Annotated in this window: 10 protein-coding genes; 1 reads left to right on the top strand and 9 read right to left on the bottom strand. The window is 44.3% G+C overall.

Annotation, left to right across the window (positions count from 1 at the left end):
• Positions 1-6: 6 nt before the first annotated feature.
• Together ACYVE4_RS20805 and ACYVE4_RS20800 are read right to left on the bottom strand one after the other, a co-directional pair.
• Positions 7-1,527: a 4Fe-4S dicluster domain-containing protein gene (locus ACYVE4_RS20805; RefSeq protein WP_461042156.1), complete on the bottom strand. Its 1,521-nt coding sequence runs from the start codon at positions 1,525-1,527 to the stop codon at positions 7-9.
• 83 nt (positions 1,528-1,610) lie between these two features.
• Complete coding sequence (locus ACYVE4_RS20800; RefSeq protein ID WP_461042155.1) at positions 1,611-4,016, bottom strand: thiamine pyrophosphate-dependent enzyme; 2,406 nt, start codon at positions 4,014-4,016, stop codon at positions 1,611-1,613.
• 241 nt (positions 4,017-4,257) lie between these two features.
• On the opposite strand from ACYVE4_RS20800, the gene ACYVE4_RS20795 reads away from it, so the two are divergent.
• A complete protein-coding gene (locus ACYVE4_RS20795) occupies positions 4,258-4,692 on the top strand; it encodes a DUF1573 domain-containing protein (RefSeq protein WP_461042154.1) in 435 nt (144 codons plus the stop codon).
• Between the two features lie 90 nt (positions 4,693-4,782).
• Here ACYVE4_RS20795 and ACYVE4_RS20790 read toward each other — a convergent pair whose 3' ends face one another.
• The 7 genes from ACYVE4_RS20790 to ACYVE4_RS20760 form a co-directional block, all read right to left on the bottom strand.
• Entirely contained in the window at positions 4,783-5,703 is a 921-nt protein-coding gene (locus tag ACYVE4_RS20790) for an alpha/beta hydrolase (RefSeq protein ID WP_461042153.1), read from the bottom strand.
• 71 nt (positions 5,704-5,774) lie between these two features.
• Complete coding sequence (locus tag ACYVE4_RS20785) at positions 5,775-6,911, bottom strand: serine hydrolase domain-containing protein (protein ID WP_461042152.1); 1,137 nt, start codon at positions 6,909-6,911, stop codon at positions 5,775-5,777.
• Between the two features lie 255 nt (positions 6,912-7,166).
• Positions 7,167-8,693, bottom strand: coding sequence for a capsule assembly Wzi family protein (locus tag ACYVE4_RS20780; RefSeq protein WP_461042151.1), 1,527 nt, complete (start codon positions 8,691-8,693; stop codon positions 7,167-7,169).
• 40 nt (positions 8,694-8,733) lie between these two features.
• A complete protein-coding gene (locus ACYVE4_RS20775) occupies positions 8,734-10,113 on the bottom strand; it encodes a sugar transferase (RefSeq protein WP_461042150.1) in 1,380 nt (459 codons plus the stop codon).
• Positions 10,114-10,298: 185 nt separating this feature from the next.
• Positions 10,299-11,828 carry a capsule assembly Wzi family protein gene (locus tag ACYVE4_RS20770; RefSeq protein ID WP_461042149.1) on the bottom strand — a complete coding sequence of 510 codons (1,530 nt, stop codon included), beginning with the start codon at positions 11,826-11,828 and terminating at the stop codon, positions 10,299-10,301.
• A 159-nt stretch (positions 11,829-11,987) separates the two neighbouring features.
• Positions 11,988-12,527, bottom strand: a complete 540-nt coding sequence (locus tag ACYVE4_RS20765) for a T9SS type A sorting domain-containing protein (protein WP_461042148.1) — start codon at positions 12,525-12,527, stop codon at positions 11,988-11,990.
• Between the two features lies 1 nt (position 12,528).
• Positions 12,529-12,897, bottom strand: a complete 369-nt coding sequence (locus tag ACYVE4_RS20760) for a hypothetical protein (protein ID WP_461042146.1) — start codon at positions 12,895-12,897, stop codon at positions 12,529-12,531.
• Positions 12,898-12,924 lie beyond the last annotated feature (27 nt).

Below are 12,924 nucleotides of genomic sequence, written 5' to 3'. Positions count from 1 at the left end.
GTTTAATTAACTGTATTGCCCGTCATCCGGTTTGGGCTTGGGCTTCATTGTCGGTCGGAAGGCGGGTTTGGGCTTTGGGGCCTCCACTTCCTCCTTGTCCGGGCTCTCAATAATCGGTTCCGCCTGTGCTTTTGGTTCGGGTTCCGCCGTTTCGTCCTTTTCCGCTGGCGCCGAAGCCGGTTTCATCGTTGGCCTGAATGCTGGTTTTGGCTTTGGTAAACTCGCTTCTTTACGTTCTGGATCTTCAGGGATAGGATCAGTAACTGGAGTTTTAGACTCTGGCTCAGGCGTACTATTATCCGTTTTAGCTGAAACCGATGCGGGCTTCATCGTCGGTCGAAATCCACCGGATTTCGACTTTTCAGGTTCGGCTGTGGGAGGAACGTCCTCTTTTGGTTCTGCCGCTTTCGCGGCTGGTTTCATCGTTGGTCGGAAAGCCGGTTTGGGTTTAGGGGCTTCTGTTTCATTCGACGTATTCGGTTCCTTAACGGGTGGTTTCATCGTCGGCCGGAATCCAGCTGGTTTAGCAACGGGTTCTGATGGCGTCGACTCTGGCGTTACCTCTGCTTTCGGGGTAGCTTCTGGCTCGGTTGGTTTAGTTGCCTGTCCAGGACGCATCGACGGTCGGAAAACAGGTTTTGGAACGGCTGTTTTTTCCGTAATTGGTGTATTGTCTGTTTTTTCGCCTTCGCCAGGTTTATCAATGGGTGGTTTTACTGGTCGCTGAGTTGGTTTGAATGTAGGGTGTTTTTTTACTTCCAAGCCACCTTGCGCAATCCGTTCCATTTCGGTGGGAGTCGCATCCGTCAACGGGTGTTCAATCGATGAGCCTTCCGAATTTGCGGACTCCGCTGGCGGTGGAGTCGTTGGTTTTGCCGTTGGACGAAATACAGGCCGTTTGGGTGCTGTATTTGCTGGAATATTTGATTCTGATGATGCGGCAGCCGCTTTGGCAGCTACTTGAGCAGCCTTAGCTTCTTCTTTTTCGCGCAAAAACTGTTCGTACAATGATCGCTTTTCATTGGCTTGGTCTTCCGTTAAATTCGAGAAATTGTAAGTCAGCTTGCCTAATTCAAATTCACTGTAATCAAATTTTTTGTCCATTGTCAGGCATTCCGTGGGACAAACAACCGTACAGAGTCCGCAATAGCAACACTTCGCCATGTCGATATCGAACGTAGCGGCATACAATCGAATGGGAGAACCATCCGAAGCCCGTCCGACTTCTTCCGTGGCTTTAATGGCATCGATGGTTATGCAATCGACCGGGCAAACTTTGGCACATTTATCGCAAACGATACAGTCGTCAATCTCATTCCGAAGCCTATAACGGCCATTGTCGGGTATAGGAAGTTGTTCGTGCGGGTACTGAAGCGTAACTAAGCCATTTTGAAGATCAAAATAGTTATCGCTCGTAATACCTTCGGATGTCCGGCGTTTCGTAGCACTTCGAAGATGGCGAAGCGTAAGCTGCAAGCCTTTCAGCGTCGTTCGGATACCCGTTTTTATATCTTGGAAGTAGGACATTTTAAAAGAGTGAATGAAAGAGCGAAAGAGTGAATAATTTACCGTTAGCTGTCCGCTCATTCACCCTTTCGCTCTTTTATTCATTAAATAGGGGGAAATCGTTCTGGCTCGGCTTCGCTCATAACAGCGTAGGCCATTTCGATCACATCGTCAACATTAGGTTTGGAGAAATAGTCCCCGTCAGATCCGTAAGGGGGCCGATGCGCTTTGGCCGACAGCGTTCGGGGAGCGGAATCCAAATAGCGATAGGCGTTTTGTTCTTCGATAGCCTGCTGCATCATATAGGCCGACGCGCTACCGGGCACGTCTTCATCGGCAAAGATTACTCGATTCGTTTTTTTAATGGATTCAACTATTGAGTGATGCACGTCAAACGGTAGTAGCGTTTGGACATCAATTACCTCAACATTAATTGCCATCTGAGCCAGCTGATTAGCCGCTTCCATTACAATACGGCACATTGAACCATAGGTAACAATCGTTAGATCAGTGCCAGTTCGTATGATATCAGGTACACCTAGTGGAAGGCAAAACTCATCAAGGTTATCAGGAAGTACTTCTTTTAGGCGATACCCATTTAAGGATTCAATCAGCAATGCTGGATCATCGCCCTTGATGAGCGTATTATAAAAACCCGCAGCCTGGGTCATATTGCGCGGTACCAGTATATGTAAGCCGCGTAAACTGCCCAACATTGCACCCATAGGCGAACCGGAATGCCAGATACCTTCCAGCCGATGTCCACGCGTACGAATAATAACCGGCGCTTTTTGGCCTCCTTTGGTGCGGTAAAGTAGTGTTGCCAGATCGTCGGTGAGGGTTGCTAAAGTATAGTAGACGTAATCGAAGTATTGAATCTCGACGATGGGTTTCAGACCTCGCATCGCCATTCCGATTCCCTGCCCAATGATTGTTGTCTCGCGAATGCCTGTATCGGTAATACGTATCTCGCCAAATTTCTCCTGTAATCCGGCAAATCCCTGATTTACGTCGCCAATCTTACCAACATCCTCCCCAATAGCGACTACGCGCGGATCGCGAGAAAAAAGATTATCGAAGTAATGCTGGAGAAGTTGGTAACCATCTACTATCGGGCTTTCGTCGGAATAAACGGGGGGCGTACCTTTTATAAGCATTGGTGAATCAGGCGATTCACTATACAGATGCGAATTGAAACGCTCCGTATTCTCACTATCTGTACGCGCCAACCAGGCTTTTAATCGCTGGCGACCTACACTCGTATCAGTCCGTAATAAACGTAATGCTTTTTTAACCGCACTGACAGCATCCCGACGAATAGCCATATCGGTTCGGCGTAATTCTTCCCGAATGGCCATCAGTTCCGCCGATTTTGGGTTATGTCGGGCCGCTTGCTGAAGTAAGTCGATCGCTTCCTCAAAATCTCCCTTCATCGATGCTTGAAACGCATTCCAGGCATCGGCACGGGATTTTTTAGCTACTTGTTTGGCATCAGCTTCAATTTTTTCCAACTCATCGTTGGTAGCATAGCCATTTTCCAGAATCCACTGCCGAAAAATTCGGTTACAATCGTATTCGACTTCCCAGGCTAATCGGTCTTTAGACTTGTATCGTTCATGGGAACCTGATGTAGAATGGCCCTGCGGTTGGGTCATTTCCTGAACGTGAACCAGAACAGGTACCTGTTCCTGTCGACAGAGATTGGCTGCTTGCTGATACGTTTCGAGCAAGCCAAGATAATCCCAGCCCTTTACCGTGAAAATTTCGATTCCGCTTTCGTTTGTATTCCGCTGTAAACCCGCTAATGCTTTTGAGATACTCGACTTAACGGTTTGATATTCAATTGGCACTGAAATGCCAAAGCCATCATCCCAAACAGACATGAGCAACGGTACCTGTAATACACCTGCAGCATTCATGGTCTCCCAAAACATTCCCTGCGAAGTTGAGGCATCACCAATGGTTGCGAAAACAATTTCATTCCCGTTATGGGAGAAATTGGTCATATTGCTCAATGCAGGATTATTTCGAAATAGTTTGGAAGCGTAAGCGAGTCCTACTGAGCGTGGGATTTGCCCGGCAGTAGGCGAAATATCACAAACGGAATTATAGAGTTCAGTCTGATTACGCCAAAGGCCCCGCTCGTCGAGCCATCGAGTAGCGTAGTGGCCATTCATGGATCGACCGCCCGTATTAGGTTCCGCTTCTAAATCAGTATGTGCATAAAGCTGGGCAAAAAATTCAGTCCAGCTTAGTTCCCTTAAAGCAGCTACAAAGGTTTGATCACGATAATAACCCGACCGAAAGTCTCCTCGTTCGAACGCCCTGGCAGCGGCTAATTGCGCTAATTCTTTGCCATCGCCAAATATGCCGAATTTAGCTCTCCCCCCCATCACATCGCGTCGGCCAAGCAAACTTACTTGCCGACTTTCGCAGGCCAGTCGATAGTCTGATAGGATTTTTTCGCGCGTTAGAATATCAGTCAAGTGATGTTTTTCGTTTGCTATCACAACAGAGCTACGGATTGAAATCGTCTAACCATCAATTTATCGATGAAGCGGCTGACACCGGAAATTCCGATTGCCAAGCAAAAGTAAAAGTAAGGCAAAACAAGTCAGCTTTCAAAAAAACGATTTTTTGAGTTTCTTTGTTAACCCAATACAACCTGCAAAGATTTGGCAAAGTGTTTGCTACGACTAAGGTTGTGATGGTAAGCATCTTAACAACCAAATCATAATTCCGTTTAGTCCAATGAAAAAGATTTTTTCACTTTTCGTAGCTTTATTTGTGTTGGTCGCAGTTAGCTACGCCCAAAAAGGAGTTCTGAAATTTGCGAAAGAAACGCACGATTTCGGCAAAGTTGAGCAAGGCAAACCAGTAACCTACGTATTCGAGTTCAAGAATACAGGCACTGATCCAGTTGTGATCAGCGATGCACAGGCATCCTGCGGCTGCACCAAACCAAGCTGGACTCGTGAACCAGTCATGCCGGGCAAAACGGGTTCGGTATCAGCAACGTTCAATGCAGCCGCTGCTGGTCCATTTAACAAATCAGTGACGGTAACGAGCAACGCAGAAGCGGGTCAGGCTGTTTTGTATTTAAAAGGAGAAGTCGTAACTCAGAAAGAAGCAGAAACCGCAGCTACACCAGCAGCAACGGCTCCTAAGAAGAAAACTTCACGCTAATCTACTGAAGGGTTAATAGTGTGGTTAAGAAAGGCATCGGGTAGTCTACCGGATGCCTTTTTTTAGGCTCTGACACAAAATAAACTAAACCTATTTTGTCAAACCTAGCCCAATTAACCAGGCTTTACAGGCATCTGGCCAGGTATTGAGTGAGCCAAATTTTGCGGTACGCATGCCATAGCCATGTCCTCCAGCTGGATATAAGTGCATTTCAGCCGGAACTGAATTTTTCAGACACGCTAAATAATAGTTAATGCTGTTTTCAACCGGAACGGCTTTGTCATCTTCTGAATGAACCAGAAATGCAGGTGGGGTCTGGTTCGTTACCTGCAACTCGTTTGAATAGTAAGCCACCATTTCGGGTGATGTATTCAATTTTCCAAGTAATTTATCGCGGGAACCCGCATGTGCCTTTTCGCCAAACGTGATCACGGGATACATTAGAATGGAAAAGTTGGGCTTGGCTATTTCACTGGCTTTGGGGCCTTGATGATAGTGCGTTGATAATGTCGCAGCCAGGTGGCCTCCTGCTGAAAAGCCCATTACACCAATTTTTGCCGGATCGATGCCATAACGACTTGCATTCTGTCGAATGAGCGTCATTCCCTGCATCGCATCCATCAAAGGCACCTCCTGTTGGTTGGTCATGATGTCAGGATTGGGCAATCGATATTTCAGAACGAAAGCCGCTACGCCCAATTCATTAAACCATTTTGCTATATCCGACCCTTCGTGACTAGCTGCCAGAATACCGTATCCTCCACCAGGGCAAATCATTACGGCTGCCCCAGTCATTTTAGCTTTATCTGGTAAATAAGCGGTTAATGTCGGTACAGATACGTTACTGATCCGCAGGATTCCGTTTGCATCTGTCTCTGACTTTTCTGTAATCTTCGCCCCTGCAATAGCATTTGGAATGGCATCATCGGGCCATAACTTAATTACTTCCTGAGATAACGCTATTTGGGGTAAACTGGCGACAAAAAGCATACTGAATAGAATAGAGCGCATAAATAACAATCGGAATAAGGCCTGAATCAAGCGTGAGCCATTAAAAAAGCCGACCTAATGGTCGGCTCTACTTATATTTCGACTTCAGTTTCGGTCTCAGAGTTGGTATTATTGGGAGTTCCTAATACATCTATTAATTCCTTAACCCGATATACCGTTGTGTTATAGCGGTTTCCAAGCATAATAATGACGTATTCATCTTTAGGGCTAAACCAAAACATTGTGTTGTATCCCTTCCACCAGCCTGAATGATAGATAAATTCGGGCTGATTGGTATCATTGAGCATCATCCGAAATCCATAGCCATAGTTCTTAGTGCCTTTCTTTTCAAAACTTCGCGGAATAAAAGCTTCGGCCAGCATTTTTTTCGGCAATAAGCAATCGCCATTTAGTGCTCTATACCATCGAAATAAATCCCCCGTAGTTGAATAAATCCCTTTATCGCCGACTACATCATCATAATAGTCTTTGGGTATCCGGCGATTCCACTGATAACCAGCCGTACGATGGTGATTTATTGAGTCATTTTTTGTGGTTGCCACGAAGGTCTGGTGCATACCTAATGGCTCGAAAATGTTTTTATGAATAAACGACTCGTAGCTCTGCCCGGTTGCTTTTTCGATGATCGACGCCAGCACCATATAGTTGGTATTGCTGTAACTGAAGGTTCGTCCAGGAATATTATAGGCTCTTGGTGTTGGTTTCACCGTGGCAAACCAGTGCATAATCGTTGCATTCGACGGATAAGGCTTTTCTCTTTTATAGAAATTAACCTTCATGCTATCGTCAAAAGCATACTGGTAATTGGGCAAGCCACTCCGGTGGCAGAGCAGATTTCGAATGGTTATCCCATGATAAGGGAAATCCGGGTAGAATTTCTGGATGGTATCTTCAAAACTCAGCTTCCCAGCCTGGATAAGTTTGAGTGTACCAACCGCTGTAAACGTTTTGGAGAGCGACGCTAACTGGAATTTAGAATCCTCAACCAGCGTATCGCGCTGACTTCGCTCAAAATGGCCTAAACCAAAGCAGTTTTTATAGAGAACAATACCTTTCTGAGCAACCAACACATTTCCGTTCAGGCCACCTCGAACTTTCTGCCGGAAAATCTCTTCAATCTGCTGCGTTTTTCTATCAGCATCGATCTGTTGTCGAATTGCGTTTTGCTGGTTTGAGGTGAGTAATTGTTCATCAGCACAATTACGCATGTCACGCGCTGACCGGTTTAGGTTTTTCTGCGTATCCTGCCCACAAGCCAATACAGCTCCGATTAGTATTAAACCACTAAACCACCCCCAATTTTTGTTCGTCCACACCATCCTTTCACACTTTTTCAGCGTTACTATAAGTCATTACCACTATAGCAAAAATAATAGTTACCTAAGACAGACTACTAATTCAATCGTTAAAATCGAGTGAAACTTTGTTACCGGTTAATAAACTAATTCGTTTGATGTCATTTCTCAAAAACCCCAGCGAGGTGATAAAGTAGTCGGGTGATTTTGCTTTTTGCTCAAAACGCCGGTTTTCCGTAAACTGATATATCCACCTACACTATTGGGTAAGAGTTCTCCGGTATCGATGGCAAGTGACCCATTTAAAACAGTTCCACCGAACAGCTTTAATGGCAAAGAAGCAGTTATCAATCCCGAAAATTGCCCTGGAATTGTCAAATAGGGGAGAGCATAGGTTCCTGCATTACGACTCCAGGACAAACGGGTCGTAATATTCATTTTATTAAATAAAATGGCATTCAAACCTACATGAAAAACGCTAACCCGATTATTCGCAATACCATAACGAATAGGTAATGACGGATTTACTTCCGCTAAAGGTGTCAGAAATGGGGTTCCAATAGTTCGTCCGAAATAAGTCCAGCCATCAATATATTGACTGTGATTAAAGTAGTCATCACGCCCTCGTCGCTGTGGATCTTCGAGAATAAATACATCTCCTCCCTGGCTACCTGTAAATAAATATTCCAACGTAATCTGACGCAGAAAGAAAGCCGAACTTTCCGGCTGTTGCTGATTACGCAACCGCAATCCATTTAAACCGTCGTCAATATTGGTGCCATAGAATAGTGACCCATCGTCGTAGAAAAACTGACGGTATAAAAACAGATTCCAGTGCGAGAGGTTAAGATCGACGGCTAAATCTACCGATCCTAAGTGGTTACCAATGCGATTTTCTTCAAAACTTGTTGCAGTTTGAATGCTTTTATCCTCTGGAAAGGGGTTTCTCGTACCTAAGACTACCGCGGGGAAATATTTTATTGCTGATGGCAAATGACCGTCTGCGGATACACTCGATCCTAGATAATCCGACTTTCCTGCCCACATAACCTGATGGTTTAACCCACCATATAGCCGAAATCGCCAGGAAGGTTTACCAAATCGCCCATAAATAGATGATTGATGTATATAGGAGTCTTTTATCAATCGATCCGCATTTTCAAACCAGCCATGAGAGAAAGTCCCCATAATAGAAAGTATCCCTTTGGTAAAGGGGATTTCCGTATAAGTGGGAAGGCTAAACTGAATTTTAGGCATTGGCAAGGCATTGCCAGACCATATATAGGATCCTGTTGTCAATAAGGTATCGACTAACCCCACAACTTCTTTCCGACGTCCTGCATAAAGTTCAAACGCGCCAAATCGTCCTTTAATGTATGCTTCGGGGAGGAGAATTTGACTGGTTTTACCCGCATTTGCAACCATTGTAACCCCGTATCCCCAATCTACTTTAGGTCGATGGCCTAAACTATCATACGGTTTGTAGTCGGAGCGCAGGCCAGCATCTATATGTGCCAGTGGAGCCGTTAGTGGAACAACTCCGTATTGATTGGCCCGCAACCAAAAAGGCGTTTGCCCAGGCGAGATGAAACTACCGATTTCAATATGGTATTGGCTCGTTCGCTGACCATAAGCTAGTGTAGCCCAGATAGTGCTCAAAAACACATACTGAGCCAATAAAATTACAAACCTCATAGAGCTGAACGACCAAACGATATGTTGGCCATAAACGAAATCATTTGCCACGCCCCTGTGCCATAACCCGGAGCGTTTGAGCAATGATCCACATATCAAATAAGAAAGACCGGCGCTTTGGATAGATCAAATCGTAGCGCAGCCGTTGTACCATTTCCTCAATATTAGCCGCATAGCCATAACGAATTTGGCCGATGGAGGTAATACCGGGTTTTACCTTTAACAAAGACCGATATTCGGGCGCAATCTCAACAATTTGGTCAATAAAAAACTGGCGTTCAGGTCTAGGACCAACAACAGACATATCCCCGATCAATACATTGTAAAATTGAGGAATTTCGTCGAGTCTTGTTTTGCGCATAAACCTTCCCCAGGGAGTAATACGACTATCAAGTAATCCTCCCGACAATACTGGCCCCGATTGCTCAGCATTGACGTACATGCTTCGGAACTTATAAATATTGAATGGTTTTCCAGATCGTCCAATCCGCTCCTGTGCATAGAATATCGGGCCGGGCGATGTTACTCGTGTAATAGCAGCAATAATAGCAAATAGCGGGAAACCTAAACTAAGTGCTAGTACGGAGAAGAGTATATCAAACGATCGCTTGAAAATATTGACCCGAAAATCAGTAAAGAGTTCAGGCGAAAGATTTAGTACTGGCAAAAAATCATGGTATTCTACCGATGTACTACGAGCTAGGAATCCTCTAAAATCAACCAATAATTTCACCTGATAATCAAGGAATTCAGCATTGTCTGCAATCGTTCTTAAGTGATTGCTATCGATATAGGGCATACAGCAGTATACACAATCGATTCGTTCCCGCTCTATATAGGCCGACAAATTATCATAATTCCCTTGTAGCAGGCCCTGATTTTCAGCAGAAGGCTGATCAAAATAGCCATGGAACCGAAATCCCATTTCTGGGTGAGCATCATAAAAGCTCTGAATAGACGTAGCCAGTTTTCCGTATCCTACAATTATATAACGTCGGTTGTTATAGCCTCTGGACCGAAATTCTCGCAGGAATATCAATCCACCAATTCGAATGGAAGTGGCCAGCCCTGTAAAGAAAAAATAGGTAAGAAATAAGTGTTCCCGGGAATAGTAGTATGCTTTGATCACCACCCAATATACAGAAATGACAGCTATGTGTATAACCATCAAAATCAGTAGTTTCTTAATCAGGTGATCGGCTTTGAGTAATTGACGGGGGAATATATATGGCTTAAGTAATAAGATTTCGATCAACCAAACTAAATTAAATAAGCCAAGAAGTGATCCATAAGGCGGTTCTATAACTGGATCAATTGTGTGAAACTTTATCCAATAGGCACCTACAAAAGCAGCATTAAGACTTAAAAAGTCAACAATTACATGAAGTGGAAAAAATAGTATGGAATAACGATGTCTCATACTTATTGGTTTTACTCATCAGAGGACGGGTATATCATCCAAACTTAATACGCTAAAATAAGGCATCGAGTTAATGAGTTGGCATGAATATTATTCTACGGTCCAATCAAAAGTCGTGCAAATTAGCCATTACTGATGATTAAAAAAAACACATGGTTAAAGAGTGGACTAAAAAGTTACTTACATTACCGTGTGCCCCAACTTTTTGAGAGACTAATATATGCTCCCACTCCACTCTGATAGAGAGTTCCAGAATCAACTGCAATGTTACCGGAAAGTTGAAGTCCACCCAATATATCCAGCGGTGCTACAATACCAGCATAAGCCGACAATTGGTCCCGAGCCGAATTATAAGGAAAATTATACGTACCGAGATTCCGACTAAACGATAACTTAGCCTGATAGGAAATTGGCGCTGATAGTACGTTCCAGCGCACAGGTATACTTCCAGCTATACCAACATGAAATACGTAAACCCGATTGTTTAGGGTAAAAATACCCGATGGGTATTGATCCTGAGGGCCAAGCGCAGGCGGAATAAATGGTGTTCCAATGGTATGCTGTCGATATGCCCAGCCATCCCGAAATTGTTGATGATTAAAATAGTCATCTTTACCACGCTTTAGCGGATCTTCAAAAACAAATTCTGGACCGCCTTGGCTAGTTGTATTTAAAAACTCAAAGAGAATATCCCGAACAATCGCCTTAGGATTATTTCGCCGAATTCGAACACCATTCAGTCCGTCTGCAATATTAAGTAAATAGAAAAGAGAACCGTCTTCGTAAACATTTTGCCTGTATACGTAGAGTGTATGTCGAACTAGATCTACTTCAAAAGCTACATCTATAGAACCAAGGTGATTACCGACACGGTTAGTCTGGTCAAAGAAAGTGTATTGGGCAGTATCCGATAGGGGAGGGTAAAGGGTTGTTACAACGTAAAAAAAATTTTGTAGACCCGATGGTAATTTTCCATTTGTGGGAATGGTAGTAGGATTATTTTTAGGATCGGCTACTCGTCCGCCCCAAACTACCTGATGATTGCCCCCGGCATATACACGTACTACATCCTGCGGCCTCCCAAAACGTAGATACAATGATTTTTGATGTAGCATGGTATTGTTTATGTACCCACTTGCATCCAGATATCCATGAGCAAACGTGCCCTGCACAGCTACCCATCCTTTTGTAAAACCAATTGGTGTAAAAGTTGGAATTGAAATCTGAAGTTTAGGGATCGGCATAGCATTGCCCGACCAGGCGTACGATCCGGTTGATAAGGTTGAATCGGCTAAGCCAAACTTTTCACGCTGCCGACCGACATACGCTTCAAAAATTCCTCGCCGGACTTTTACGTAGGCCTCTGGTAATAATAGATTACGCTCGTACGGTAGTTGATTGACGGTAGCGTTGGCGACTAGGTTCAATCCATAACTAAAATCATATTTTGACTCACGCCAACGACCCGTACTTTGCCGTGTAGAATCATAACTGCCGTAAATTCCTACTCGTAATGTGGCCACTGGAGACCGGTTCGGTACGATGCCGTATTGATTAGCCCGCAACCAAAAAGGCGTTTCAGTTGATGAAGAAAAATAAGTACCTAGTTCGGTAGAATACTGAGTTGGTTTACGAATTGATTGGGCCAGTAAATATGTGGAAGCGAGTAAATAAAGGAATAGGCTTAGGAAAACTAACTCTGGTCGATTTCGCATCGATTATATAGGCAATGTGAAAAATAAGCTACAATAATAAGCGTGTTCTTTTGTCTTTATTGCCAAAATATTAAATTTCTGACATAATGGTAACTAACAACAAAAAAGACCCCGCATTTAGCGTGGGTCTTTTTTGTTGTTCTATCAGCCAGTTTGCTACTAATTTTTCACAATACGACTAACAGCTTTCTTTTGATTAGCTTCAATAATTGGGATATAGACACCATCCGTTAGGGTATTTGGAGTCCATTCTACTGTATGAGAGCCTGCAGATTGTGTCTCACTGGTTACTAATTGTCCAACAACTTTTCCTTGGGCATCCGTGATCCACAAATTTACTTTTCCATCAGCAGGCAGGTAATATTTAATAGTAGTCGAGTGCTGGAATGGGTTGGGCGAAGCAGCAAGCTTAAGAGATGTTTCTGCCCCCGTTTCGCCAGAAACTGGCTTGATCTCGGCCACGAACCGGCTTCCATTATGAGCTATAAAACCTGGTAACATAGTTACAGATTTCCCCGCTTTATATTCTACATTAGCAGACTTTCCTATTATATTAACTGCCTCTATAAAATCCACAGCCTGTTCCAAATATTGACCTGGCTTTTCGTAGCTTATCTGGAGACGCAGTTTCTGTTGAGGTGCTTGTCCAAAAGCAAGCAGCGTCATACAGCAGCTTAACATCGTAAATAGAAGTCTCATATTACTTACGGGTTTTAGCATTAGCTTTATTAAGACGTTGTTCCAGATTATCGCTCCGCTTTTGCAGAAGTTCGTTTTGTTTTTTAAGCTCGATCACGTACAGTGTGAGTTCTTCTACTTTCTCGAGTAGTTTGGCCTGCATCTTGCCCACATCCACGCCCTCTTTCACCACGTCCGCAGCCGATGGCACACCTGGTAAGTGCTTCTCCCGGTTGATGAACTGCTCTACTTCACCCAACGACCGTAGATGATAACCGTTCTCAAACACGCGGTCCGACCAGTCGTCCGCGGTTTTGACGGCCACCTTCACCTTCTCGGTCAGAATCCCATCCGCTACGTATAGCTTGTAACCCGCTGGCGTCTTGGTCACCCCTTTACCGATAACCACTCCCCCCTC

Source organism: Spirosoma harenae, assembly GCF_054776975.1.
This window is presented reverse-complemented; position numbering and strand designations above follow the sequence as displayed.